This is a genomic window from Pseudoxanthomonas sp. JBR18, assembly GCF_028198165.1.
Lineage (GTDB): Bacteria > Pseudomonadota > Gammaproteobacteria > Xanthomonadales > Xanthomonadaceae > Pseudoxanthomonas_A.
The window spans coordinates 403697-429908 of the sequence record NZ_CP116339.1 but is presented as its reverse complement, the minus strand read 5'-3'; the positions used below and the strand labels follow the sequence as shown (position 1 = coordinate 429908).

Genomic DNA, 26212 nt, shown 5'->3' with positions numbered 1-26212 from the left:
TCAGTTGCGCGGCGGATCGTTGACTGGTTGCCCGTGCTGGAGCAGCCACAACATGATCGCCTTCTGGCGCACGTAGTTGGCGCGCACGTAGGCATAGACCAGCCCGCGCCAGCCATCCAGGAATCCCAGTCGGAACACGTATCCACGCCAGAAGCGCCAGGCCGGCGACACCACCAGCTTGCCCCAGGACGCCCGCTTGCCACGCGCGTACTCGTGCTCGGCCATCATCTGCGCATAGCGCTGGGTCTTGATCAGTTGCTGGGCGAGCGAGCGGTAGGGGTAATGGATCAGGTCGCCGGCCAGGGGCCGCACCGGCCCATCCACGCTGGCGGCCTCGTGGATCTCGCGCTTGCCCCGCCAGCCGCCCTGGCGGCGGTCGAACAGGCGCAGCACGCGGTCCGGATACGCGTTGCCATGGCGCAGGAAGCGGCCGAAGTAGTCCGAGAGCCGGTTGAAGCGGTAGCCCGCCGCGCCCGAGAACCCGGCTTCGCGCGCCGCCAGGATCGCCGCCTGCAAGGGGGTGTCCACGCGTTCGTCCGCGTCCAGGCACAGCACCCAGTCGTAGGTGGCCTGCTGCACGGCGAAGTCCTTCTGGCTGCGGTAGCCATCGAAGTCGCGCCGCAGGACACGCGCGCCACGTGCCTGTGCGATCTGCGCGGTCGCATCGCTAGACCCTGAATCGACCACCACGCATTCGTCGCAGAACGCCAGCGAGTCCAGGCAGGCGCCGATGCGGTCGGCTTCGTTGAACGTGATAATGCAGGCCGAGATGCGCGGCCGTTCGCCGTGTGCGGACGTGGAGGACATGGCTTGAGCGACTACCTGCTGTTTGCGACCGAACGGTACGCGCTGCCTATTCTCGCGCCTCTGGCCCAGGCCCTGCACGCCTCCGGCCAGCAGGTCAGTGCGTGGTTCGAGGGCAATGCGCGCGGACTGGAAGGCCAGGTCGCGCCCTTCGTGCGCAAGGTCGACTTGAAACAGGCCGTGGCCCTGCGCCCGCGCGCGGTGTTCAGCGCGGCCAACTGGGTGCCGACGTTCCTGTCCGGGGCCAAGGTGCAGCTGTTCCACGGCTTCAACGTGGAGAAGCGCGCCGATACGCGCGGGCACTTCCGCGTGCGTGGGTTGTTCGACCTGTATTGCACCCAGGGCCCGGCCACGACCGTGCCGTTTCGCGCACTGGCCGAGCGCGAGGGCCACTTCGCCGTGGCCCAGACCGGCTGGCCCAAGCTCGATCCACTGTTCCGCGACGACGGTGGGGCCAGCGCCGCGTTGCGCGCGCGGACCGGTGGCCGGCCAGTGATCCTGTTCGGCTCCACCTTCACCGAGCGCCTGAGCGCGGCGCCGCTGTTGATCGATCAGATCGCCGCCGACATCGCGCGCGGTGAACACTATTGGCTGCTGACCCTGCACCCCAAATGTCCGCAGGCGCTGTTCTACCGCTACCGCGCGCTGGCCGGCCCGAACGCGGCCTTCATCGAGCCCGAACAGGTCATGGCCGCCCAGCGCGCCGCCGATGTCCTGGTCTCCGATACCTCCTCGATCGTGTCGGAGTTCATCGTCCAGCACAAACCGGTGGTGACCCTGCGCAACCGGGCGCCCAAACCGCACATGTTGGATTTCCACGACCCGGCACAGTTGCCGGTCCAGCTCGAAAGTGCGCTGCACCCTTCGGCCGCGCTGATGGACGCCATCGTGCGCTACGCCGATGCGATCCATCCTGACCGCGATGGTCATGCCTCCGAACGGGTGATCACCGCGACCGAGGACTTCATCGACGGCGAGTTGGGCACGCTCCGGTCCAAGCCATTCGGCGCCCGCCTGCGTGCCCTGCAGATCCGTCGGGAGCTGCGCTACTGGGGACGCGGCGCGCGCTAGCAGGCGTCATTGCGCCCAGCGCCTGGCGGGTTCACCAGCGCAGGCGTCGGCGGGCCAGTGTGGCGATGAGCTGCGCGTGCAGCGCGCGGGCCTGGTCGACCGGGAGATAGCGCAACCGCAGGCGTGGACTCTCCCCCGAGGCACCCGCGGTATCCAGCAGCAGCGAGGCCGTCCCGCAGCACCGGTCCAGCGGCGAACGCGCAAGCTTGAGCGCCTGCAGTTTGTCGAGCTCGGCCAGACGCCACCAGCGCGTCCACCATCCGCCGCGCACCGCGACCAGATCGGCGTCCACGCTCCAGCCCATCCGCCGCATCTGTCGGTAGGCCTTGAAGGCCGACCACGGTAGCCAGGCCAGGAGCAGCAGGCTCCATCCCTCCGTCATCATCCACAGCGCCGCCACGCCGCAGGCCAGCCAGAATGCCGGCCACAGGCACAGCCGCCACCATTGTCCCGCTGGGACTGGATGCCACTGCGCAGGTGGCCACTGCGCATGGGGCAGCACATGGCGCACCAGATCGTCGCAGCGCTCCGGCGTGGCCAGGGGTACCAGTTCGCGGATGGCGCGGCCCTGTTCGCCCTGGACGCCGGCCACGGCCGTGTCGATGCTCAGGCTGCGGCGCTTGAAGCAGCGATGCAGCACGCTTTCATGCAGCGTCCAGGATTGGATGCGCCGGCGCGCGGCGCTGCTGCGAATGCGTGCCAGCAGGCCGCGTTCCACCGTCAGCCGACGCTCCGATTCGCTCAGGCGGAAGCCGTGGTACTGCACGATCGCCAGGGCAATGGAGAGCAGCCGCAGGCAGACCAGCGCCCACGCCAGCAGGCTGATCACCGTGATCAGCCCGGACATCCAGCCCATGTGCAGGTGGCTGGCGAAGCCGAAGACCTGGCCGCCATAGTCCTCGACGGCGTCGGCCACCAGCTTTTGCGGCAGGGTCTGGTAGAGCGCGCCAAACGTGGCCGCCATGACGATCATGCCGCGGTTGGAAATCAGCCCGAGGCGGACGATCTCGCTGGCGGGCAGGGCCAGCAGCGTGGTCGAGGCCTCCGGCGGCGCATCAACTACAGGCGCCTGGCCGCGGTGGCGGACCAACTGTTCCAGCGCCAAGGCCTGATCCATGCGCAGCACCCGCATCTGCGCCTCGGGCTTGGTTCCACCGGCCGATTCCAGGCGCAGTTCGGCCACGCCGAACAGGCGATGCAGCAGTGACTGATGCACCACCACGTTATGGATGCGCGCGAAGGGGATCTCGCGGCGGTTGCGGTGGAACAGGCCGCTACGGATGCTCAGGCCATCGCAGCCGATGGCGTAGCGGTAGGTCAGATAGCGCAACAGGGCGCTGCCGACCAGGATCGCCATGACCACCAGCCAGGCGATGTTGTCGTAATGATCGCGTTCGCCATCGCGACCGCCGAACACCAGCAGCACGACTAGCGGCACCAGGAACTGACGCAGCTGTTGCAACAGCACGAACAGCCACGACCAGGGATGCAGGCGCTGGTCCGGCGCTTTGGTCTCCGGCCGGCTGGGGACGACTCCGCTCACAGCGCGTCGTCGTCCTGGTCCAGCTGATGGGCCAGGCGATCACGCAGGCGTTCGGCATCGTCGTGGTCCAGCCCGGAGAGTGAGACCGCGCTCAGTCGGGTCCCGGCGGTATGCACGACCAGGGTCGCCAGGCGCGCGGCGCGTTCCAGCGGGCCGCGGCGCACGTCCAGATGCTGCACGCGCGAGATTGGCACGTGGGTCTCGCTCTGCCACAGGTGGCCGCGGCTCACCGCGAACCCCTGCGCGTTCAGGCGCCAGCGGATCGTGCGGTGCCGGCGCCAGGCGATCCAGGCCGCTCCCAACGCTACCAGCACCGCCGCCAGTCCCAACCAGCGCCAGGGCAGCGGTACCGGTGCGGACAGGCGCGCCACGCCCAGCGCGACGGCGGCAGCCGTCAGTGTTCCCAGCAATGCGCCGGTTGCGGCCAGCTTGGCCCCGCGCGCAGGCAGCGGCTGCCAGGTGTCAGGCAGGGCCGGGGGAGAAGTCGGGGCCGGGTTCGGATCGGAAACGTCGTACAAGCAGGAGGCGCCTGGAAGGAAAGAAGTCGCCGTCAGGCGGTGTCATCAGCTGGACGGCCAGGGCGGGGAGCCTACCATCGCAGTGGTCGTCCCCATTCGCGCGGTTTTCGGTGAGCAGGAAGGCGAGCGGCTGGAGTCGATTTCGCGGCGCTCTGCCGGCAGCCACCGAGTCGCGCCGACAGTCGCCGGACCACGGCGCATTGCAGGAGGCGAACGCGAGGTTCTAGTAACGTCTCCAGCATCAAGCCGAGGAGCCGCCGTATTCGCACGCACACCCGCCACACTGGTCCTCATCGCCCGCTGTCGTGGCTGCGGTGGCTGTTGCCGCTCGCGCTGCTGGCCGTGCTCGCCTGGCGGCTGGATCTGTCGGCGACGCTGGAAGGGCTGAAGCAGGCCCAGCCGGTCTGGCTGCTGTTGGCGCTGCTGGTCGTGCAGCTGCAGGTCGTGCTCTCGGCGATGCGCTGGCGTTTCACCGCGGTGCGCCTCCAGGTTGTCCTGCCATTGCCACGGGCCATCGCCGAGTACTACTTGGCGACGCTGCTCAACCAGACGCTCCCTGGCGGCGTCGGAGGTGACGCCGTGCGTGCCTGGCGCCATGCCGGCGAAGCGGCCAGCACCGCGCGCGCGGTGCGTGCGGTGGTTCTGGAGCGGCTGGCCGGGCAGGTGGCGTTCTTCGTGCTGGCCGGCCTCGGTCTTGTCGCCTGGCCACTGCTGGCCCGCGATGCTGCGCGTCCGGCAGGCGTTGCGGTCACGCTGCTGTTGGCGGCCGTGCTGGTGGTGGTGGCCGCACTCGTGGTTTGGGGCTTGGCCCGCCGCGGGCCGGTGCGGGTGCGGCGCGCGCTCCAGGGGCTTGGCCCGGATGTGGCGCGCGCATGGTGGCGTGACGACGCCTGGCTGACGCAGTCTGTGTTGAGCGTGAGCATCGTGGGCAGCTATGTGGCGGTGTTCGCCCTGTGCGCCAGGACACTGGGCGATGCGTTGCCCGCACAGGCCTGGCTCACCGTGCTGCCGCTGACCCTGGCCACGATGCTCATCCCCATTTCGGTTGGCGGCTGGGGCGTGCGCGAAGCCGCCGCCGCGGCGCTGTGGCCCCTGGTCGGGCTGAGCGCGGAACACGGCGTTGCCAGCTCGGTCCTTTATGGGCTGGTGAACGTGGTGGGGGCCCTACCGGGGCTGTGGACCCTGGTGCGGCGACGCACCCAGGTCAGCGTGCCCTGACACCGAAACGCCGGGCCGTGCATGGCGCCAGAGCCAACACACATCCGTGGCAAAGGATAGCGCCAGCATCGTCAGTGCGGCACCGGCCAGCAGCTGGCTCCAGATGCCCAACAGCGGGGGCGCCAGCAGCGCGCAGAGCACGCTGCCCTGGACCACGCAGATCGTCTTGCGACGCGTGCTGTCCGGCAGTTGCCCGCGCAGCCGGGGAAGAACGGCCGCCGCGGCGATGAAGCCATAGCGCATGCCGCCGATGGCCAGCACCCACGGTCCCGCCTTGCCCAGACGCCAGGCCAGCAGCGACAGCAAGGCGATGAGCAGCGCGTCGATCTCCATGTCGTAACGCGCGCCGAATTTCGAGGCGAGTCCCAGCCGCCGTGCGAGCCAGCCGTCCACGCCGTCCAACGCCAACGCCAGCGCGCCGAGCAGTGCGAACACCCACAGCCACGCATTGTCTGCCGTCACGGTCTGGGTCATCGTGGCTAGCCCACCGAACAGCGAGGTCAGCGCCGCACGCAGGGTGGTGATCTGGTTGGCGAGGCCGAAGCGGGGACCGGCGTGATGTCCGCTCACCCGTGTCAGCGCGACGCAGGCGATGCCCAAGTAAACGGCGGCCGAGGCCACGCCAAAATGCCAGTCCAGCGGGATGGCACGCGACAGCGCAACGACCAGCGCCGCGCCGACGGCGCCGCAGCCAAGAAAACTCAGCGCCGCGCTGCGACGTCGTGCAGCTGCGTGCGCGTATCCGTGAGTCCGGGAGAGGACGGTGGCCATGACGTTGCTTCCACGCCGTCAGGACAGCGAGGCAATCAGCGCATCGACATCCAGCGCGTGCCCGGCCCGTGCTGCCTTGGTGCGCAGATAACCCTCGTTGTCGGCGGTGATGCGTCCGGTCACCGGGGTGCGCCCGATCACCTCCACGCCGGCCGCACGCAGCCGGTCGACCTTGGAGGGGTTGTTGGTCAGCAGGCGAACGCGTGCAACACCCAAGGCGCGCAGCATCGCGGCCGCGCTTTCGTAACGACGCTCATCCGGCCCAAAGCCCAGCAGCGCATCGGCGTCGATGGTGTCCAGGCCATCGTGCTGGTAGCCATAGGCACGCATCTTGGCGGCGATGCCGGTCCCGCGGCCTTCCTGATCCAGGTACAGCAGCACGCCGCCGCCCAGCTCCTTGAGCTTGAGCAGGCCGTTGCGCAACTGGTCGCCGCAATCGCACTTGAGCGAGCCGAACAGGTCGCCGGTCAGGCAGGACGAATGCACGCGCACCGGCACCGGCTTGGACAGGTCGGGCTGGCCGACCACGATGGCGACCTGATCGCGCAGCGCGACCCCACCGCGGAAGACAACGAAATGGGCGTCGCCCACCTCGCGGAGTGGCACGCGGGTACGCGCCACCAGTTCCCAGTCACGGCCGGCATGGGCCGCGCCATCGGCCAAGTGGCGCAAGGTGACCCGGGCGCAGGCATCGAAGGGGGTTGCCTGCCGGGGCAGGTCGTGGACCAGCAGGGCCGGTAGCAGCAGGCCCAGCCGGGCCAACGCGGAGGCGCCCGCGTCGCGGCCCGTGCCGCTGGTCCAGGCGCCGGCATACGCCTGCGCCGGCAGGTAGGCCAGTTCGGCCAAGGCATCGAATGCATGCCCGGCTAGCGGGATGCGCGCGCCATGCGGCGCATCCAGGCCCAGCACCCGGGCGCGCGTCGGAGAGAGGAACAACTGGTGCTGCCCGCCACTGGCTTCGTCAAAGCTGGCAAAGGTCTCCGGTGTCACGCCCTCGATCGACAGCACGGCCGTGCCGGCGCCAGCATCGTCCACTACCACCACCGGCCGTCCGCTGCGCAGTTCCCCGGCGGCACGTTCACAGGCGACCGCGGCAGGGTCGCCGAACAAGGCCAGGGAGGAAGAGACGCGAGTGGGCATGTTGAACAGGTGGTTGGGCAATGCGGACATGGGGACTCCTGCGGGCATGGAGGGAAGGCCGGCGTCATTGCCGTTCCTGATCCCGCGCATCGCACCTGTAAGACCGGACGCATCCGGAACAACAAGGTCACGCTAGGAGTGCTGTGATGAAAGCGGTGCGAAGTCGTCCTGATCGAATGGGGCTGAGCGGGAGATCCTGTCTATAGGGGTCTTGGGCCATTTCACAACCCCCATACCTTGCCATCCCTAGCTTGAATGCATGGACCAGCAGGTGCATTCCGACGCGCGCAACGATGGCGAAGAATTGACCAGCGCCAGCTGGGCGGCCTTGCGTGCGCAGGCCGAAGCCGGGACATGGCCTGGCCATTGTCCCCCATCGCGCCAGGCCATGGGGGCGCCATACGCAGAACGGTGCGGGGCCCTGTACGCGCCACTCGCGCGCAGCCCGGCGTTCGTCCTGGCCCAGGTGGGCCAGTCGCTCGACGGGCGGGTCGCCACGGTGGATGGCGACGCGCGCAACATCTCCGGCGCGGCGGGATTGCGCCACCTGCATCGCTGCCGCGCGCTGGTGGATGCCATTGTGGTCGGAGTCGGCACCGTCGTGGCCGACGATCCCTCGCTTACCGTGCGCCTGGTGGAGGGGCGCAATCCGGTGCGGGTGGTCATCGATCCGCGTGGGCGTATCCCGCGTCAGGCCCGGCTGCTGCACGACGCGGCCGCGCCGGTCCTGTTGGTGCACGGTCCCAATGCCAGGGTCGATGACCTAACGGTGCCGTGCCTGGCATTGCCGATGGACGATGCCGGGCGCATTGAGGCGCCGGCCATTGTCCAGGCGCTGGCCGCGCGCGGCCTGCGGCGCGTGCTGGTCGAAGGTGGTGCCTGCACCATCGCCTCTTTTCTGGAGGCCGGCTGCCTGGATCGCCTGCACGTGGCGATCGCGCCGCTGATCATCGGCGCCGGGCCGACCGGCCTGGCCCTGCCGCCGGTGTCCTCGCTGGCCCAGGCCCGAAGGCCGCGCACGACCAGCTACGACCTGGGGGGGGATGTCGTGTTCGATTGCGAGCTGCGCGAAGCGCCAATGTCCTGAAAGTCGCGGCGTTCAGCCGGGCGGAAAGGCGAGCACGTCCGAATGACCGACTCGTGCGGTGCACGACCGCATCGCGCCCAGGCGTTCGGCCAGCCAGTCCTGCGCCTGCTCCGACGCCATCCCTGCTTCGGTCGCGGCCTGCACGATGCCTTCGAGAAGGGCTTGCTGGAAGGGCCCTGGCTGGGTCAGGACCCACGGGCTGGCGGCGGTCTGCACACGGTAGCCACGCGTCTGCAGCAGTTCGACCAGGCGTCCGCCGGCCGCCGGCCCCAGGGCCGGGCCCAGTCCCTTGTCGCCGCGCTGATGGCGGTTGAAGGCCTCGACCACCGCTACGTCGGCCGGCAGCGGCGTGGACCAGTCCATGCGGCCATCGTAGGTAAGCACCGCGTACAGCCCGACGCCGGTCTGCGCGAGGCGATCGGCGAACGCGCTCAGCCAGGCGTCGCCAGCCAGGTCGAACAGGGCCGAGGCAGTCACCAGGTCGGCGCCTTCCAGCGGCAAGGTGTCCAGGGCGCGGAGGTCCAGCGCGTGGGTTTCCACCGCGACGTGGGGCGCCAGCCGGGCCTGCGCGGCCCGCAGCAGGCCCGGATCGTGGTCGACCAGATGCCAGGTCTGCCGGGCCTGCAGCTGCGGGCCCAACGCCCGGTAGCTGGCGCCGGTTCCGCAGCCCAGATCCACCAGCGTTGCGTGCGGCCGAGCGTCCAGGCGCGCGGCGGCGAGGCCGAGCAGGGTTTGGTCGCGCGCGGCGTGATCGGCCGGTTCGCGCAGGTCCAGCCATTGCTCGGAAAAGCCGCTCATGCCTCCAACACCTGCGCCATCTGCGCCGCGCGTGCGGACCAGTCCGGCAGCATCGCCGCGGCCTGGCGCGCGCCGGCGGCCAGCAGCTGACGGCGCGGCGCATCGGTCAGCAGCGAGCGCAGGGCGTCGGTCAGGGCCTCCACGTCGTCGACCGGCACCAGGATCCCGGCCGAGGGCGGCACCACTTCGGGAACCGCGCCGGCTCCGCAGCCGATCACCGGCAGGCCGTAGGCCATGGCCTCGGCGAAGGCCATGCCGTAGCCCTCGTAACGGCTGGGCAGGACGAACACGTCGGCCTGCGCGAGTTCCGGTGCCGTGTCAGGCACTGGGCCGACCAGGGTGATGCGGGCCTGCAGTCCGTGCCGCGCGATGCGGGCCTGCAGATCACGGCCGGTATCCCCCTCGCGCCCACCGCCGACGATGCGCAGCGTCCAATCCAGGTCGCGCAAGGGCGCCAGCGCCTCGATCAGCCGCGCGTGGCCCTTGCGCGGAATCAGGCTGCCGACGGACAGCAGGCGCAGCGGTGTGGCCGGAGTCTCGAGTTCATCGGTGACCGGGTCGTGCGGGGGCAGGTCCGGCTTGTCCAGCCCGGGCGGCACCACGCGCAGACGTTCGCAAGGGATGTCGAAGTCGGCCTGCAGGGTGCGCGCCGTGGTGTCGCTGGTCGTGACGACCCTGCGGACCTGCGCAAGCGCCGCACGCTCGGCGTCCAGCAGCGCCTGCGCGCGGGCAGGTTCGAGCCCGTCTTCCAGCCCCAGCGGATGATGGACCAGCGCCACCACGTCCAGGCGTGCGGCGGCTTCGGCCACCGCGTCGGTCTCCATCGCTCCTAGCGCCAGTCCGTCGATCATGACCAGCGTCCCATCAGGCAGGCCTGCCAGTGCCTGGAGCGTCGCGGTCTGGTCGGCCGCGGTGGGGTGCGGGAAACCGTCGGGCAGGCCGAGGACCTGCACCTGCCAACCGTGCGCGCGCAGGCCGGAGATGATCCGGCGGTCGTAGCCATAGCCGCCGGTGGGGCTGTCCAGGTTGCCGGGGATGGCGAACACCAGCGCGCGCTGGCTCATAGCTCGGACTCGTACCAGGCGCGGGCCACGTGCGACTCGTGCAGCAGCACGCGCAGCTTCTTCACCCGTGCGCCGCCTGCGCCCAGGCGGCCGGTGGCGATGGCCGCGCGCAACTGGTCGAAGATGTACTTGGCCAGGAACTCGGTGGTCGTGGTCTTGCCGACGAACTGCGGCAGCGCGTCCAGGTTCTGGTAGTTGAGCGGTTTGAGGATTTCGGCCAGCAGCGGCGTGGCCAGGCCGATGTCCACGACCAGGCCGTCATCGTCCAATTCGGCGGCGTAGAACGCGGCGTCGACGACGAAGGTGGCGCCGTGCAGGCCCTGGGCGGGTCCGAAGGTCTCCCCCGGCAGGCTGTGGGCGATCATCACGTGGTCTCGGACTTCGACGGCGAACATGCGGGGCGAGCTCCTTGCGGTCAGTCGGGATAGCGGAAGCGATGGCACAGGGTGCCGGCGTGGGCCAGCACTGTGGGGTAGTCGTTGGGGGCGTCTTGGAAAGGCGTCTCCCCGGAGATCAGGGCGTCCAGGCGGGGGTCGTCGAGCAGCGACAGGGCGGTGGCCATGCGCCGTGCGTAGTCCCAGCGCGCGCGCTGCGAGGGCGGCAGGTGGCCCACCTGCGAGGACACCAGCTGCAGGCGTTGGCTGTGGAAGCTTTCTCCCAGAGGCAGGCGGGCGATCCGCTCGCCATACCAGCTGGCCTCCACCACCCGGGCCTCGAACCCCGCACAAGCCAGCGCGGTGGACAAGCCGGACTCGCTCGCACTGGCGTGGACCACGACATCGCAGTTCCGTGGTGCCTGGTCGGGCACGGTGAATGACACGCCCAGTTGGTCGGCCAGGGACTGGCGCGAGGTGTCGATGTCGACCAGGGTGACCTCGGTCGCCGGCAGTCGCCCGGCCAGGTGGGCGACCAGCGCGCCGACCACGCCGGCGCCGACCACCACGACCCGGTCGCCCGCGGCGATGCGGGCGTCCCACAGCACGTTGAGCGCGGTTTCCGCGTTGGCGGCCAGCACGGCACGCGCGGCGGGCAGCTGCGGCGGCAGCGGAGTGACACGATCGGCGGCGACGACGAAGGCGCCCTGGTGCGGATGCAGGCAGAACACCTCGCGACCGCGCAGCGGCTCAGGCCCGGCCTCCACCGTGCCCACGCAGGCATAGCCGTACTTGACCGGGAACGGGAACTGGCCTTCCTGGAAGGGAGCCCGCATGCGTGCGTGTTCGGAAGGTGGGACCTTGCCCGCTGCAACCAGGGCCTCGGTGCCACGGCTGATCCCGCTGTAGCGGGTGCGCACCAGGACCTGATCGGGTCCTGGCGTCGGCAACAGTGTTTCGCGCAGCGCGAAACGGCCTTTTCCCTCGATCCACAGCGCCTGCGTGGCCGTGCTCACCGAAGGGGGGCCGGGATAAGTGATGGACGGCGCGACGCATGTCCGGGTCGGAAGCGTGGGAGCAAGACAGTGGCCTGGGGGAAGGGCGCGCACAGCCTAGTCAGTCCGGTGCGAATGCCCGTTTCACACCAGCGCGGGCTGAAACATCAGTGCGGGTGGCGCGCGGTCCAGTAGGGATTGGCCTCCCCGCTTTCGGAAGGGCGCAGGGTGTAGCGCTTGTAGGTCCACTGATACTGCGCCGGATCGCGCCGGGCGATGCGTTCGACCTGCGCGTTGAGCGTGGCCGCGCCCACCTGCGGGTCCGGGTCGCCCATGCCTGCCGGCGCAGGCTCCACGTGCAGGGCGAAGTCCAGATCCGTGCCCACCCGTTCGCACCAGCCGAACAGGACGATGGCGCCGGTCCGCTCGGCCAGACGGTTGACCAGGGTCATGGTGAGGGCCTGCACGCCGAAGAACGGCGCAAACACGCCATCGCCGGCCTTGGGCTGCTGGTCGGGCAGGATCCCGACCGCGCCGCCCTCTTTGAGGACCTTGAACAACTGCCGCACGGCCGGCCCCTCGGCCCGCACCTGGCGGATGTTCTCGGCCCCGCGCACGCGCTGCAGGAAGGCATCGCCCACGTCCGACTCGGGTGGGCGGTAGACGATGGCGATGTCCCCGCGCGAGGCCAGCCATTGGTTGAGCAACTCCCAGTTGCCGAAATGCGGCGCGGCCACGATCACGCCGCGACCTGATTTCAGCGCAGCGTCGTATAGGTCCTGGCCATGGCGCTGACGCAGGTGCTGCTCCAGGTTGGCCGCGTGCGGGCGGGTCCAGAAGCGCAGGGTCTCCAGCGCCTGGCGCGCGGTCCCGCGCAGGATCCGCCGGTGCAGGTCGGCCCGTTCACTGGGCAGCAGGTCGGGATAGGCCAGTTCCAGGTTGCGTCGGGCGACCCGGCTCTCCCGCGCGTCCAGCCGGGTCCAGACCCAGGCCAGGGCGTCGCCCAGGCGGCGCAGCATCGGCCAGGGCAGGGCGGTGAAGACGGCGGTGGCGCGATACGCGAGCCCGGCCACGGTGTTTGGTTTCATCCGGTCAGTCTATCGGCTGCGTGCGCCGCGGGCATTGCAAAGGGCGGCGATCGCCCGCATCTGGCCGGCCATCCCACTTCCGTACAAGGCGCTCCATGCTCTCGTTGATCCAGCGCGTGACCCGGGCTTCGGTCGTGGTAGAGGGAGGCACCATCGGGGCGATCGGGCCGGGCCTGTTGGCCTTGGTGGGGCTTGAACCTGGCGACGACGAGCCCCAGATCCTGCGCATGGCCGAGCGGCTTCTGGGCTACCGGGTGTTTTCCGACGCACAGGGGCGGATGAATCGCTCCGTGGCCGACACCGGCGGTGGCTTGTTGCTGGTCAGCCAGTTCACCCTTGCGGCCGACACGCGTTCGGGCATGCGGCCCAGCTTCACCACGGCAGCAGCGCCCGATCAGGCTGAACGCGGCTTCAACCGTTTGGTCGAGGTCTGCCGGCAGCGACACGCGGGGGTGGAAACCGGGCGCTTTGGCGCCCACATGGTGGTTGAGCTGGTCAACGATGGACCAGTCACCTTCCTGCTGCGGACCTGAACAGGCCGCGAAAAACCGGAATATGAACGCCGCGGCACCAGACTGGACACGGTCCGGCTGGTATAATACGTGGTTCTCCTGACCTTTCTCTTAGGCGGCGCAAGCACTCATGGCCAACGAACGTCCTGCCCAGGCATCCGACATCAAGCTGCTGATCAGCAAGGGCCTTGAACAAGGTTACCTGACCTATGCCGAGGTCAACGATCACCTGCCCGACGACATGGTCGATCCGGAGCAGATCGAAGACATCATCGGCATGATCAACGGCATGGGCATTGCGGTGCACGAAGTGGCGCCCGATGCCGAAACCCTGTTGCTGGCCGGCGAATCCAGCGGCAACCGCGAAGTCGACGAAACCGCAGCCGAGGAAGCCGCCGCGGCGCTGACCTCGCTGGACACCGAGGGTGGCCGCACCACCGACCCGGTGCGCATGTACATGCGCGAGATGGGCACGGTCGAGCTGCTGACCCGCGAGGGCGAGATCGCCATCGCCAAGCGCATCGAGGAAGGCCTGGGCCAGGTTCAGGCCTCCCTGGGCCTGCTGCCGTCCATCGTCGAACTGGTGCTGGAAGACTACGAGCTGCACAAGGCGGGCAAGAAGCGCCTGGCGGAGGTCGTGGTGGGCTTCAACGACCTGCAGGACGAGCCGGAGCAGCCGGCATCGGCCAGCGACAGCAGCGACAGCAGCAGCGACAGCAGCGACAGCAGCGACGACGACTCGGACGACGATTCGGACGACGACGATGACGGTGCCGAGGAAGATGCCGGCCCGACCGGTCCCGATCCGGAGGAGGTCAACCGCCGCATGGAGGTGATGTCCGCTGCCCTGGCCAAGTTCAAGAAGGGCTACGCCAAGAGCGGTGCGGACAACAAGGCCGGCGCCAAGCTGCGCCAGGAAATGGCCGAGGTGTTCGTCACCCTGAAGCTGCCGCTGGCCCTGACCGACACGTTGGTGCGCAATGTGCGCGACGTGCTGCAGCGGATCAAGGACCAGGAGCGCCGCGTGCTGCACCTGTCCACGGTCACCGCGCGCATGCCGCGCAAGGATTTCATCCGCTCCTGGGAAGGCAACCAGACCAACCTGGAATGGGTCGACGAAGCCCTCAAGCGCAAGCAGAAGTGGTCCTCGGGCCTGCGTGAGGTCAAGGATCAGATCATCGCCGAGCAGCAGGCCACCATCGAGGTGGAGAAGTCGCTGATGCTGACCCTGGCCGACATGAAGGACATCAGCCGGCAAATGGCCTATGGCGAGGCCAAGGCGCGCAAGGCCAAGAAGGAAATGGTCGAGGCCAACCTGCGCCTGGTGATCTCCATCGCCAAGAAGTACACCAACCGCGGCCTGCAGTTCCTGGACCTGATCCAGGAGGGCAACATCGGCCTGATGAAGGCGGTCGACAAGTTCGAATACCGTCGCGGCTACAAGTTCTCGACCTACGCCACCTGGTGGATCCGCCAGGCGATCACCCGCTCGATCGCCGACCAGGCGCGCACCATCCGCATCCCGGTGCACATGATCGAGACGATCAACAAGCTCAATCGCATTTCCCGCCAGATGCTCCAGCAGTACGGCCGCGAGGCCACGCCGGAAGAGCTGGCCAAGGAAATGGACATGCCCGAGGACAAGATCCGCAAGGTCATGAAGATCGCCAAGGAGCCGATCTCCATGGAGACCCCGATCGGCGACGACGAGGACTCGCACCTGGGCGATTTCATCGAGGACACCAACGTGGAGTCCCCGGTGGACAACACCACCAACATCAACCTGATGGAAACGGTGCGGGACGTCCTGGCCGGCCTGACCCCGCGGGAAGCCAAGGTGCTGCGCATGCGCTTCGGCATCGACATGAATACCGACCACACGCTGGAAGAGGTCGGCAAGCAGTTCGATGTCACGCGTGAGCGCATCCGCCAGATAGAGGCCAAGGCATTGCGCAAGCTGCGTCATCCCTCCCGTTCGGAGACGCTGCGCAGCTTCCTGGACATCGACTGATCCCAGGAGCGCGAGGGCCGACTGCCTGGCCCGTTGAATGCAACAGGTCCGCCGAGAGGCGGACCTGTTTGCGTTCTGGTCCTGCGATTCGCGTCGTGTCCTGCCGCTCACACGCGCTGGCGTACGCTCGACCAGCACTCCTGCCTCCCCCATCTGGAGAATGCGTGTCGTCCCATGAACTTCCGCCGGGCGCCGAAGCGGTCAGCCCGGGCGCGCGAGGGTTCGCCCAGCCTGCCGCCACCGCCGTGCAGGGCGCGGCTGGTCCCGTTCGCGCCGCCATGCAGTCCGGCCTTGCTCGCCTGTATTCTGTTCCGCGTGCCCCTGCATCCGGTCGTACTGCCTTGAACTTTCTCCCGGCTTTCCTCTCGCCGCCCTTGCAAGCACTTTCCGTCCATGCGGACTTGCCGGCATTGCGCCGGAGCGCACGCGCGTGAGGGTCGTCCAACCCATCAGCATCGGCCCCAAGGTCGAGATCACCGTCAGCGACGAAGCCCGCGCCTACGAGCAGATGCCGCCGGAACATCGGCTGGACATGCCGGTCCAGTCCCTGCGCCAAGGCAAGCTGAAAACGCCCCCGATGCCGTCCTCGCCGCCGAACATGGTCGCCCGGCGCATCTACATCTTCGGCGGCACCGCGGCGATCACGCTGGCGGGCCTGTTCCAGATGATGCGGGTCATGGCCACCGATGGGCTCGGCGTCCTGGAGGTGGTGTTCCTCGCATTCTTCACCCTGCTGTTCGCCTGGGTGGCGTTGTCCTTCGTCAGTGCGTTCGCCGGGTTCATGCTGATCGTCACCCGCCGCCGGCGCCGCCTGGGCCTGCGTCCGGAGGATCCGCTGCCTGCCCCCTCCGTGCGCACCGCACTGCTGATGCCCACCTACAACGAGGAGCCGCAGCGGCTGATGGCCGGCCTGCAGGCGATCTACGAGTCGGTGCGCGAAACCGGGTATCTGGAGCAGTTCGACTTCTTCATCCTCTCGGACACCACGCGTGGCGCCATCCGCATGGAGGAGGTGGCCGAGTTCCACCGCCTGCGCGAGCGCCTGGGCGGCGCGCCGAACCTGTACTACCGCCATCGCGCGGACAACCGCGAGCGCAAGGCCGGCAATATCGCCGAGTGGGTACGCCGCTTTGGCGGCGCCTATCCGCAGATGCTGATCCTGGACGCAGACAGCCTGATGACCGGCGACACCATCGTGCGCCTGGCCTGGGGCCTGGAAACCCACCCCGATGTGGGGCTGATCCAATCGCTGCCGCTGATCGTCAACGGCAGCACCTTATTCGCGCGGATGCAGCAGTTCGCCGGTCGCGTGTACGGGCCGGTGATCGCCCATGGCGTGGCTTGGTGGCACGGCACCGAGAGCAACTACTGGGGGCATAACGCCGTCATCCGCACCAAGGCATTCGCCGATCACTGTGGACTGCCCGAGTTGGAGGGCGTGCGGCCCTTCAACGGCCATGTGCTGAGTCATGACTTCGTTGAGGCCGCGTTGATCCGCCGCGGCGGCTGGGCCTGTCACATGACGCCCGCGCTGGGCGGCAGCTTCGAGGAAGGCCCGCCGTCGCTGACCGACCTGCTGGTGCGTGACCGCCGCTGGTGCCAGGGCAACCTGCAGCATGTGGGCGTGCTGCCGACCCGCGGCATGCACTGGATCAGCCGCACCCATTTCCTGATCGGCATCGGCCATTACCTCACCGCGCCGATGTGGGCCTTGATGATGCTGATCGGCATCGCGATCCCGCTGGACCAGTCGGGCGTGCTGGTGAGCCTGCAGGACCTGGCGCATTTTTCGCCGGTCGATTATTGGCGTTCACTCGATCCCGAGCGCATTGTCTGGGTATTCGGCGCGACGATGTTCGCCCTGTTTGCGCCGAAAGTGATGGGTTATCTGGCGGTGCTGGCCGATGGCAAGGTCCGGCGTGGCTGCGGCGGCGCGGCGCGGATGATCGTCAGCATCGTGATCGAAAGCGTGCTGGCCGCGTTGATGGCGCCGATCGTCATGTACGTACAGTCGCGCGGCGTGGCCGAGGTACTGGCCGGCAAGGATTCGGGCTGGGACGCGCAGCGTCGCGATGACGGCTCCATGCCGTGGTCCACGCTGACCCTGCGCTACGGCGGTCTGTCCCTGTTCGGCGTGATGATGGGCGCGGCGGCGTATTTTGTTTCACCCGCGCTGCTGGCCTGGATGTCGCCGGTGATCATTGGGCTGGTGTTCTCCATCCCGATCGTGGCCCTGACCTCCGCACGCGGCCCGGGGCAGTTCCTGCGCCGGCTGCGCCTGCTCAGCATTCCCGAAGAAACGCGCCCGCCCGCGATCCTGGTGCGCGCCGGTCGCCTGCGCCAAAAGATCGAGGAAGAGGCGGAAGCGGCGTCGGAAGGTGCCACGCAATAACGCGGGAAGACGCCGGAATCTGGGCCCACCAGGATTCGAACCTGGAACCAAGGGATTATGAGTCCCCTGCTCTAACCGTTGAGCTATAGGCCCGCACAAGCCCGGCATTGTAGCCTCCGGGCCGGCACGGGTGACTCGCCGGGCTGCGGCTGCGTACTCAGTGCGTGGCTTGCGACATGGAGGGCGGCGCGTCCTCCGGTGCGGCGCCCCAGTGTGTATTCGGCGCCGGGCCCATGACGAACTCGAAGCGGCCGCCGTTGGCGATGTCGCTGTGGCGGAACCAGGGCTTGGTCCAGGGTTTGCCGTTCAACGTGGCCGACTGGATGTAGGGATGAGCTGGCGAGGCATTGCGGGCGACCAGTTCCAGCGTCTTGCCGTTGCCCATGCGCAGCCGGACGTCGTCGAACACCGGGCTGCCGATGATGTAGACCCCGCTGGCCGGATCGACCGGATAAAAGCCCATCGCGCTGAGCACGTACCACGACGACGTGGCGCCCTGGTCGTCCATGCCCGCATAGCCGTTGCCACTGGCGTCGCTGCCGTACATGTCGGTCAGGATGCGGGGCACCAGGGCCTGCGTCTTCCACGGCTGTCCGCTCCAGGCGTACAGATACGGCGCCTGCTGGTCGGGCTGGTTGCCGTGCACGTATTGTCCGATCAGGCCGGTGCAGTCGCGGCAGATGCCCTTGGGCGTGTAGGGCGTGGAGAAGAACGCATTGAGCTTGGCGTTGAAGGCCTCGCGCCCGCCGAGCAGGTCGATGAGGCCCTGCACGTCGTGAGGGACCAGCCACAGCGTCGACCAGCCCGAGGCCTCCTTCATCATGAAGTTGTAGTACGGCTCGCCCGGATCGAAGGGCGAGATCCAGGTGCCGTCGGCGGTCCTGCCGCGCATGAATCCGGTCGAGGCGTCGAAGACGTTGCGATAGTTCGCCGCGCGCGCGCTGAAACGCTGCGCGTCCTCCTGCCGGCCCAGACGCCTGGCGATGTCGGCCAGTGCATGGTCGTCCCAGGCGTATTCCAGGGTGGTCGCCACGCCTGCCTTGCCGCCGGCGTAGGGCGGGCTGGGATTTCCTTCCGGGACGATATCGGCGATCCAGCCCTGCGTGTCGTATTCGTCCAGGAAGTGGCGCGGGCCCTTGGGGTCGGTCGCGTTCTTGAGCAGGTAGGAGTAGGCGGCCGCATAGTCGAACGCAATGCCGCGTTGCCAGGCCCCGTCGTAGAGCAGCGCCGCGTGGTCGCCGTGGAAGGAGGTGTTCATGTAGCCCTGTTCCTGGGCCATCTCCAGCTCCGAGCGCATGACGTCCTGCACCACGTCCGGTTCAAGCAACATCATCAGGACGATCTGGTTGCGGCCGGTATCCCAGAACGGCACCGGCCCGTAGCGGTCGTGCGTGGCGATCCGCTCCTTGCCTGCCGCATCGGTGAAGCGCTCGCCGGTGCGGGCAATCAGGCGCGGGCTGGCGAACGACTGGAACAGCGTGGAATAGAACATCCTGCGCTGCGCGGGCGTGCCGCCACTGACCTGCACCTTGTCGAACAGATTGGCCCAGGCGGCGCGGGCCTGGCCGCGCACGCGATCGAAGTCCCAGCCTGGGTCTTCCTCGCGCAGACGCTGCTCGGCTTCGGCATAGCTGTGGCCATGCGCGAGCTTCACCAGCACCTGGTCGCCGGCCTGCGTTTGGAAGGTGACATAGCCACCGGCGTAGCTTCCCTCGGCGTTGTGCCCCGCCGGGATCACCGTCTTGCCGCCGATTCCCCAGCCCGGGTCGTCCGGGTTGGCGTGGAAGCTGCCGAACGCCGAGAACGCACGCGAGAACTCCGCCACGAAGTAACGGCCCTCGGTCGGCTCGCGGTCGCCGTGTGGCGATGCGACGCCGCGCAGGGTGTGGTCACCGACGATTTCCACCTGCCCACCGTCGCGGCGCAGGTTGACGATCACGTTCGAGCGCTGGCTTTCGGGGAAGGTGAAGCGCATCAGCGTGGTGCGCGCCGTGGCGGTCAGTTCCACCCGGGTCTGGAAGGTGTCCAGTGTTACCGCGTAGTAGCCGGGGGAGGCGGTCTCGTGCTGTTTGTCGTAATAAGCCGGCGTGTACGCCGGCGGTACGCTCCAGTCGCCCACGACCGGCATGATCATCGGCTGGGCACGTCCCCCGTAGGTGGGACCGCCGCCGCCGGTGAACGCGAACATGGTCGGGTTGGGATAGTGGTAGGGCTCTGGGACGCCCGCCGGATAGCTCAGGTCGAGGTTGGCATTGACCGGCGCGGCCTCGGTCGCGCTGTGCGGCAGGCGGGCCCCGGGCGAGGTCATGCCGGAGTACAGCGCCTCGCCAGGCGGCGGGGCATTGCCGATCAGCGCGGGGCGATCCAGCGGCGCGGTGCCGACCAGCGGATCGGCCAGATCGACTGCATCCTTCGAGATCGTCTGCGCCAACGCCGATCCCGATGGCGTCAGCGGCAGACATGCCAGCAAGGCACAGGCCAGCACCGCGAATGCGGGACGATGACCTAAAGCGGTGAACCTGCGTGCAGTGGCGCGTGTTGCGCGCGTGGCATCGATCATGCTGCGCTCCAGGGATGAAGGGAGCGGCCGGCGCATGACGCCGGCCTTTCGGATCAACCGACCGGGCAGGCCGCCGCGGGGGCGGCTGCTTCGGACGTGCCCCACCCATGCGGATCGGGCGTGGTGCTGAGCTGGTAGTCCAGCGTGCCGCCCTGCTTGAGCACGTCCACGTCCATCCACACCGCCGACTGCGGCTTGCCATTGAAGCGCACGCCCTGCACGTAGCGCGGGCTGGCGTCGCCGGCGGTGCCGTCGCCGCGCACGGTGAGGGTGCGGCCGTTGCCCAGGTCGATCCGGGCGCTGGCGAAGCGCGGCGGGTGCAGGAGCATGTCGCCGGTCCCCGGCATCAGCGGGGAGATACCCAGGGTGCTGAACAGGTAGAACGCCGACATGGTGCCCAGGTCGTCGTTGCCGGTGACGCCATTGGACGCGTTGGTGAAGAGCGTCTGCACGGCGGACAGCACCGTGGCGGTCTTCCACGGCTGGCCGATCAGGCTGTACAGCGCCGGCACGTGCATGGTGGGCTCGTTGTTGGGGTTATAGCGGTACTGGCCGTAGTAGCTGTACGGGCCGCCCACCCAGGCCTTGCGCGCGGCATGCAGCGGATCGGCCACCAGCTGGTCGTAGGCGAAGAAGTCATCCAGACGCTTGCCCATCGCGGCGCGTCCGCCCATGGCTTGAGCCAGGCCGTCGATGTCCTGCGGTACCAGCCACTGGTACTGCCAGGCCGTGCCCTCGTGGAAGCCGTAATGCGAGCGCGGGCTGTAGGTGCCGGTCGGCGGCGCAAACCAGCTCGCGTCGCGCAGCCGTGGGCGCGGGAAGCCCTGATAGCCCGATTCGGCCTCGTGCAGGTCCGGATCCCACACGCTGCGCCAGTTGCCGCCGCGCTTGCGCAGCGTCGCGGCATCCGCATCGTGGCCGAGCGTGCCGGCCATCAGCGACAGTGCGCAGTCGCCCAGCGCGTATTCCATGGTCGCCGAGCCGCCGTTCTGCGGATCCACATCCATGCCCTTGGCAGGGAAGGTGCGGTCGAAGAACACGAAGCCGTGCTCCAGGTAGTTGACGTTGCCGGCGCGGCCTTCCGAGCGCGCCTGGAAAGGCGGCACGCCCCAGGCATTCTTGCGCAGCGCGTTCCACGCCTGCGGCTCCAGGCCCTTCAGCGCGCCATAGCGCCACAGGTCCACCAGGAACGGCGTCACCGGGTCGCCGGTCATGGTGTTGGTGTCGAAATTGGCGTAGCCCCAGCGTGGCAGCCAGCCGTTCTGGGCATCGATGGCCAGCAGGCTGCGGCCGATGTCATGCGCGCGCTCGGGCTCGATCAGGGCCAGCAGTTGGTTCTGCGAGCGGTAGGTGTCCCACAGCGAGAAGAACTCGTAATAGGTCCAGTCCTTGGCCTCGTGGATCGCATCGTCGTAACCGCGATAGCGACCGTCGGCATCGTTGCCGGTGGTGGGTTGCAGCAGTGCGTGGTATAGCGCGGTATAGAACACGGTGCGCTCATCCTTGCTGCCACCGTCGATCTGGATCTTCGAGAGCGCCTGCTGCCATTGCGTGCGTGCCGCCTCGCGCATCGGATCGAACCGGCGCAGCTTGCCGTCCTGCATGCCGTCGGCGCGCAGGTTGGCGCGCGCGCCGGCCTGGTCGACGTGCGAGATCGCGGTGATCGCGGTGACGGCCTTGTCCTTGGACGTATCGAAGCTCACCCAGGCGCCGTTGAGCGGCTCGTACTCGCTCTCCATGCTGTCGCGCGCGCCCGGGGTGCCGCCGGCCTGCCCCCACACGCCAAAGGCCTTGAACGGGCGGCTGTATTCGATCCGAAACCACGTCGCGTACTGGTGCCCGCCGCAGAAGCTCAGCGTGGTGATCTTGCCTTCGACCGCGCGATCGCCGACCACGTGGACCTCGCTGCCGATCACACGGTGCTTCTGGTTGGCCTGGCCGACGTTGATCAGCACGTGGCCTTCGCCGGCGGAGGCCGGATAGGTATAGCGTTCGCCCGAGGCACGGGTCAGCGCCGTGGTTTCCACCTGGATGCCGCCGTAGTCGGTCAGCTTGACGCGGTAGTCACCGGCCTGGCCGGTGGAGCCAGTCTGCGCGTAGCGCGCGCCGTACTTGGTCTGATCGAACACATCGGTCTTGGCGGTATCGAAGTCGCCGCCTGGGCCGATCGTGCCGGTGACCGGCAGCACGGAGACCTGGCCGCCTTGTTCCCAGCAACCGGCGCCGGACAGGAAGGAATGGCCGAAGCCGCGGATACGCTCGTCGCCGTCGCGCCAGCCCGCGTAGTGCGAGCCGATCGGGCTGACCTGAATCATGCCGAAGGGCGCCGATGCCCCAGGGAACGTGTTGCCCTCGTCGCGCGTGCCGATGAAGGTATTGACCTGTGCGGGCAGGTCCACGCCGGATGAGGCGGGCCGGGCCATGCCCTGGGGCACGGCAAGTCCCAGCAGGCAGCCCAGCAGCGCGCCATGGCGCCAGGATGTGGGGCGGTGTCCGCGGCGCGGGCTGCGGTTCGTCGTGTGATCCATCGTGCGCTCTCCAGTGCGATGGGACCGGCGCGCGTCGCGGCGGTGTGGCTCCCAGTGGGGCCATGGATTTATAACGATTTAGGTCTTGATTACAAGTTGCGGCGCGAGGTGCGGCCGCCATGGTGGCGTCCTAAGTAGCATTCATTGCATTTCGCGCACGGCGCGAAGGGGCTTGCCGAGTGCGCAGGACCTGCGTTCGCACGGTCGGCATATCTTCCGTAAGTCCATCACTGGATCAGCGCAATCATCCGAAGAAATGCTTCGCGACATCGACCTTTCGTCGGCGCGTAGAGGCTTCCGAGGAAGCCCTCCGAATCGCGTCAGGACGCGATTCCGACGCCGATTCGGGCCTCGAATGAAATTCGATTTACACAATTCGCTGCATGGCAACATGATTTTTTCGATGTCGCCGTGTTACTAGTACGTCACGAAACTTGTAACGATTTAAAAGATGTGTCCGGCTTTCGTGGCTTTGGGGGGCATGCCGATGTGGCGTGACCACGGCCGTGTGCCGGCGCAACGTCAGTCAACCTGGAGAGGGGAGTTGCAATGAGTTACGCATCGTCACCGCGGCGCCGTCTGCTGGCGGTCGCCATTGGCGCCTTGTGCGCAAGCCCGTGCGCTGCCTGGGCGCAGCAGTCCGACACGTCGACGCCGCCGTCGTCGGTCGACAGCACGCAGCCGGCCGAGGCACCGCAGGCCGCACAGAGCGCCACCGATCTGGATGCGGTCACCGTCACTGGCTATCGCTATTCGATCGAGAAGAGCCTGGACCAGAAGCGCGACGCCAACGCGATCGTGGAAGTGGTCACGGCCGAGGACGTCGGCAAGTTCCCCGACAAGAACGTGGCCGACGCGCTGCAGCGCGTGCCCGGTGTGATCATCACGCGCGACGGTGGCGAGGGGAAGAACGTCAGCGTGCGCGGCCTGGCCTCGGACCTGACCCTGACCGAGTTGAATGGCAACTACGTGGCGACCGCCGAGTCCAACGGCGATCCCACCCGCTCGTTCAACTACACCCTGCTGCCGTCCAACATGCTGTCCAGCGCGGAGCTGTTCAAGACGCCGGAGGCGCGACTGGACGAAGGCGGCATCGGTGGCACGGTGATCCTGCACACGCGCCGGCCGCTGGAGCTGGAGTCCAACAGCGGCTTCGTGTCCGCAGAAGGGACCTGGGCCGACACCAGCGACAAGGTCGACGGACAGTTCTCAGGCTCGTACTCCTGGCATGACAAGGAAGACCGCTTCGGCGTCTTCGTCGGCTATACCAGCCAGAAGCGCACCACGCGCACCCTGGGTGTCGATACCAGCGCCTGGAACTGGTACAGCGAGGACAGCGAGACCCATCCGGCGACCGACGTCAACGGCAATCCGTCCGGCTTCGAAAGCTACTGGTGGGGGCAGTCCGGCTTCAACGACCAGAACGGCGGCTCCTACACCGATTTCATGATGCCCAACGTCGTCAACTTCAAGTCCGAGAAGGAGGAGCGCAAGCGCAAGGGTGGCCAGATCACGCTGCAGTTCAAGCCGACCGACAACCTGACCGTCACCGGCAACTACTTCCGCTTCGACCTGGACCAGGACTCGCAGACCAATACCTTGTCGGTCCCGGAATGGAACCTGGCGCGTTATTCCGGTGACGGCAACTGGCCAGGCGGACGCATGCTCGATGGCTTGACCTTCGATCCAAGCGGGACGATCGTCACGGGGGCGCAGTACAGCGCGCACCAAGGCAAGACGTATTACTGCAGTGAACCCTCGAAGGAAGAGACCGCCCTGACCGGGAGACAGCCGGGAGGCTGGGGGCCGGACGATTGCACCATCCCCACACCGTGGCTGACCGGCTCTTACAACAAGCAGAAGGCCCGCTCCCAGACCGCGGACATCGAGCTGGCCTGGACCAGCGAGCGACTGGACATCGCCCTCAAGGGCGGTCGGACCTGGGCCAAGGGGGGGCCGGAACTGCAGATGACCATGCCGGTCAAGCCGCGCAAACCGACTCCCGAGACTGGCGCGAACACCACGCTCAATGGCACCGGCGCCTATACGCTGGGCAATTACTACACCGCGTGGGACCTGACCGGGACGCCGTCGCTGAGCGTGTCGCCCGAGCTCATGGACAACCTGCGTAATGGCATCGGCGAGATCGACCTGGGTTCGACCGGGTCGTCGTGGACGCGCAACAGCACCTTCCAGAAGTTCGCGCAGGCGGATTTCACCTGGCGTGGCGATGTGAACAGCTGGCTGGACTCGGTGCAGTTCGGCATGAAGTACCGCGATGGTGGCACCCATCGCAGCACTGGCAACAACTACTGGGTGTGCAACGGTGCCGATCCGAGCGATTACGACAGCCGCTTCCAAGCCGGCTGCGATCCGGACGCCTCGGTGTTCCAGTCCCAGTTCCTGGCTGCCGATGAGATCGGCAACATCGCCGGTGCCTTCAACACCAACGCGTTCCCTGCGATCAACTATCCGGGCTACATCGACTATCTCAACCAGACCTACGGGCCGATGCAGACCCGGCAGGAGCCAAACTTCGTCTACAACGTGGGTGAGAAGATCTACGCGGCCTACTTCCAGGCCAACTTCCGCACCGAGCGCCTGCGCGGCAACATCGGACTGCGCCTTGTGCACACCGACCAGCACGTGGATTCGACTGATCGCGTCGACTACTACAACGACTACTTCTTCGACGACGGGGCGGGCAATCCCCTGCCCTGCGCGCCGGGTAACCAGCCAGCCGCCGGTGCGCCGGAAGGATCGGGCTGCATCAGCGGCTTCACGACCCTGCCTGACAGCCAGAAGAACCCGGCCAGCGGCCATATCTCTTCGTTTGCCGTCAGTTCGCTGGATCGCAGTTACGTCAACCGCCTGCCGAGCCTCAACATCGCCTATGACTTGGCCGAAAACTGGGTGCTTCGTGGCGCTGCATCCCGTGTCATGGCGCGGCCGGGCTATAACTCGATCGGTAAGCCGGGCGGCCTGCAGTACTACAGCGAGGAATACGTGAATGATCGTCGCCTGATCGGCGGTGGCGACGTCGCAGGCTGGTATGGCGACGGAAGCAACAAGGCGCTCAAGCCATTTCTCGCCAATCAGTACGACATTGGCCTGGAGTGGTATTTCCACCCGGGTTCGGTCGCGGGCGTGGGCCTGTTCCGCAAGAATGTCAGCAACTTCACCTTGCCGGTCACCCTGAACCTCTCGCAGACCATCAATGGCCAGACGGTTACTGTGCAGAACTACCACACCGACGCCAGCGGCCGTAATGCGGTGTCCGAGGGTGTGGAACTCTATGGTCAGCACACGCTCGACATGGGCCTGGGCTTCCAGTTCAACTACACCTACAACAAGACCAACGAAGCGGCGGTCTCGCTGGAGGACGGGACCGAGATCGGCAAGTCGCCGTTGGTGGGCAGTGCCCGGAACCAGACCAATTTCACCGTGTATTACGAGAACAACGCGCTGCTGCTGCGGGCCTCGTACAACCGTCGCGGCGAGGTGGTCGATGGCCTGGTCAGTGGCTTGAACGTCTACGAAGCACCGTACACCCAGATCGACCTCAACGCAGCCTACAACTTCACGCCTTCGCTGAGTCTGGCGGCCTCCATCCTCAATGTGACCAAGGAAGAGACGCGGACCTACCTGGGCAACGACACCAAGGCGCGTTTCGACTCCAACGGCTATGCGGGCCGGGTGGCGTACATGAGTGTGACCTACAAGTTCTAAGCGGGTGCT

Annotated in this window: 19 protein-coding genes and 1 tRNA gene; 7 read left to right on the top strand and 13 right to left on the bottom strand. The window is 67.7% G+C overall.

Going from position 1 to position 26212, the window contains the following annotated elements; all coding sequences use genetic code 11:
- Entirely contained in the window at nt 1–807 is an 807-nt protein-coding gene (locus tag PJ250_RS02125; RefSeq protein ID WP_271646913.1) for a glycosyltransferase family 2 protein, read from the bottom strand.
- Between the two features lie 3 nt (nt 808–810).
- Here PJ250_RS02125 and PJ250_RS02120 point away from each other — a divergent pair, with 3 nt between their 5' ends.
- Nucleotides 811–1875, top strand: a complete 1065-nt coding sequence (locus PJ250_RS02120) for a CDP-glycerol glycerophosphotransferase family protein (RefSeq protein WP_271646912.1) — start codon at nt 811–813, stop codon at nt 1873–1875.
- Between the two features lie 31 nt (nt 1876–1906).
- Here PJ250_RS02120 and PJ250_RS02115 read toward each other — a convergent pair whose 3' ends face one another.
- The gene (locus PJ250_RS02115) at nt 1907–3418 is read right to left on the bottom strand and encodes a PH domain-containing protein (RefSeq protein ID WP_271646911.1); all 1512 of its coding nucleotides are present in this window, start codon (nt 3416–3418) and stop codon (nt 1907–1909) included.
- Nucleotides 3415–3936: a PH domain-containing protein gene (locus PJ250_RS02110; RefSeq protein WP_271646910.1), complete on the bottom strand. Its 522-nt coding sequence runs from the start codon at nt 3934–3936 to the stop codon at nt 3415–3417. The genes PJ250_RS02115 and PJ250_RS02110 overlap by 4 nt, the downstream gene beginning before the upstream one ends.
- Before the next feature lie 321 nt (nt 3937–4257).
- Here PJ250_RS02110 and PJ250_RS02105 point away from each other — a divergent pair, with 321 nt between their 5' ends.
- Nucleotides 4258–5154: a lysylphosphatidylglycerol synthase transmembrane domain-containing protein gene (locus tag PJ250_RS02105; protein ID WP_271646909.1), complete on the top strand. Its 897-nt coding sequence runs from the start codon at nt 4258–4260 to the stop codon at nt 5152–5154.
- On the opposite strand, the gene PJ250_RS02100 is transcribed toward PJ250_RS02105, so the two are convergent.
- Complete coding sequence (locus PJ250_RS02100; protein ID WP_271646908.1) at nt 5101–5925, bottom strand: CDP-alcohol phosphatidyltransferase family protein; 825 nt, start codon at nt 5923–5925, stop codon at nt 5101–5103. The two genes, PJ250_RS02105 and PJ250_RS02100, sit on opposite strands and share 54 nt — an antisense overlap.
- Nucleotides 5926–5943: 18 nt before the next feature.
- Complete coding sequence (ribA, locus tag PJ250_RS02095) at nt 5944–7065, bottom strand: GTP cyclohydrolase II RibA (protein WP_271648488.1); 1122 nt, start codon at nt 7063–7065, stop codon at nt 5944–5946.
- 271 nt (nt 7066–7336) lie between these two features.
- Between ribA and PJ250_RS02090 the strand changes: the two genes are divergently transcribed.
- Nucleotides 7337–8152 (top strand): RibD family protein, encoded by an 816-nt coding sequence (locus tag PJ250_RS02090; RefSeq protein WP_271646907.1) that lies wholly within the window; start codon nt 7337–7339, stop codon nt 8150–8152.
- Nucleotides 8153–8164: 12 nt separating this feature from the next.
- Here the strand turns inward: PJ250_RS02090 and PJ250_RS02085 are convergent, their stop codons facing one another.
- The 5 genes from PJ250_RS02085 to PJ250_RS02065 all read right to left on the bottom strand — a co-directional run bounded on the left by PJ250_RS02085 (nt 8165) and on the right by PJ250_RS02065 (nt 12471).
- Nucleotides 8165–8950 (bottom strand): methyltransferase, encoded by a 786-nt coding sequence (locus PJ250_RS02085; RefSeq protein ID WP_271646906.1) that lies wholly within the window; start codon nt 8948–8950, stop codon nt 8165–8167.
- Nucleotides 8947–10014 carry a glycosyltransferase family 4 protein gene (locus PJ250_RS02080; protein WP_271646905.1) on the bottom strand — a complete coding sequence of 356 codons (1068 nt, stop codon included), beginning with the start codon at nt 10012–10014 and terminating at the stop codon, nt 8947–8949. Before PJ250_RS02080 ends, PJ250_RS02085 begins: the two co-directional genes overlap by 4 nt.
- Complete coding sequence (locus PJ250_RS02075; RefSeq protein WP_271646904.1) at nt 10011–10409, bottom strand: 6-pyruvoyl trahydropterin synthase family protein; 399 nt, start codon at nt 10407–10409, stop codon at nt 10011–10013. The genes PJ250_RS02080 and PJ250_RS02075 overlap by 4 nt, the downstream gene beginning before the upstream one ends.
- Before the next feature lie 20 nt (nt 10410–10429).
- Entirely contained in the window at nt 10430–11404 is a 975-nt protein-coding gene (locus tag PJ250_RS02070) for a zinc-dependent alcohol dehydrogenase (protein ID WP_271646903.1), read from the bottom strand.
- 146 nt (nt 11405–11550) lie between these two features.
- On the bottom strand, nt 11551–12471 hold the full coding sequence (locus tag PJ250_RS02065; protein WP_271646902.1) for a lauroyl acyltransferase: 921 nt from the start codon (nt 12469–12471) through the stop codon (nt 11551–11553).
- Nucleotides 12472–12566: 95 nt separating this feature from the next.
- Between PJ250_RS02065 and dtd the strand changes: the two genes are divergently transcribed.
- From dtd to mdoH, 3 genes are all read left to right on the top strand, one after another.
- Nucleotides 12567–13004, top strand: coding sequence for a D-aminoacyl-tRNA deacylase (gene dtd, locus PJ250_RS02060; protein WP_271646901.1), 438 nt, complete (start codon nt 12567–12569; stop codon nt 13002–13004).
- Nucleotides 13005–13113: 109 nt separating this feature from the next.
- Nucleotides 13114–14994 carry an RNA polymerase sigma factor RpoD gene (gene rpoD / locus PJ250_RS02055; protein ID WP_271646900.1) on the top strand — a complete coding sequence of 627 codons (1881 nt, stop codon included), beginning with the start codon at nt 13114–13116 and terminating at the stop codon, nt 14992–14994.
- 448 nt (nt 14995–15442) lie between these two features.
- Nucleotides 15443–17386, top strand: coding sequence for a glucans biosynthesis glucosyltransferase MdoH (gene mdoH, locus PJ250_RS02050; RefSeq protein WP_271648486.1), 1944 nt, complete (start codon nt 15443–15445; stop codon nt 17384–17386).
- 20 nt (nt 17387–17406) lie between these two features.
- On the opposite strand, the gene PJ250_RS02045 is transcribed toward mdoH, so the two are convergent.
- The 3 genes from PJ250_RS02045 to PJ250_RS02035 all read right to left on the bottom strand — a co-directional run bounded on the left by PJ250_RS02045 (nt 17407) and on the right by PJ250_RS02035 (nt 22369).
- Nucleotides 17407–17479: transfer RNA gene (locus tag PJ250_RS02045), tRNA-Ile, on the bottom strand.
- A gap of 64 nt (nt 17480–17543) precedes the next feature.
- On the bottom strand, nt 17544–19946 hold the full coding sequence (locus tag PJ250_RS02040) for a GH92 family glycosyl hydrolase (protein WP_271646899.1): 2403 nt from the start codon (nt 19944–19946) through the stop codon (nt 17544–17546).
- 53 nt (nt 19947–19999) lie between these two features.
- Nucleotides 20000–22369 (bottom strand): GH92 family glycosyl hydrolase, encoded by a 2370-nt coding sequence (locus PJ250_RS02035; protein ID WP_271648485.1) that lies wholly within the window; start codon nt 22367–22369, stop codon nt 20000–20002.
- Nucleotides 22370–23023: 654 nt separating this feature from the next.
- On the opposite strand from PJ250_RS02035, the gene PJ250_RS02030 reads away from it, so the two are divergent.
- Complete coding sequence (locus PJ250_RS02030) at nt 23024–26203, top strand: TonB-dependent receptor (RefSeq protein WP_271646898.1); 3180 nt, start codon at nt 23024–23026, stop codon at nt 26201–26203.
- The last annotated feature ends 9 nt before the right edge of the window (nt 26204–26212 follow it).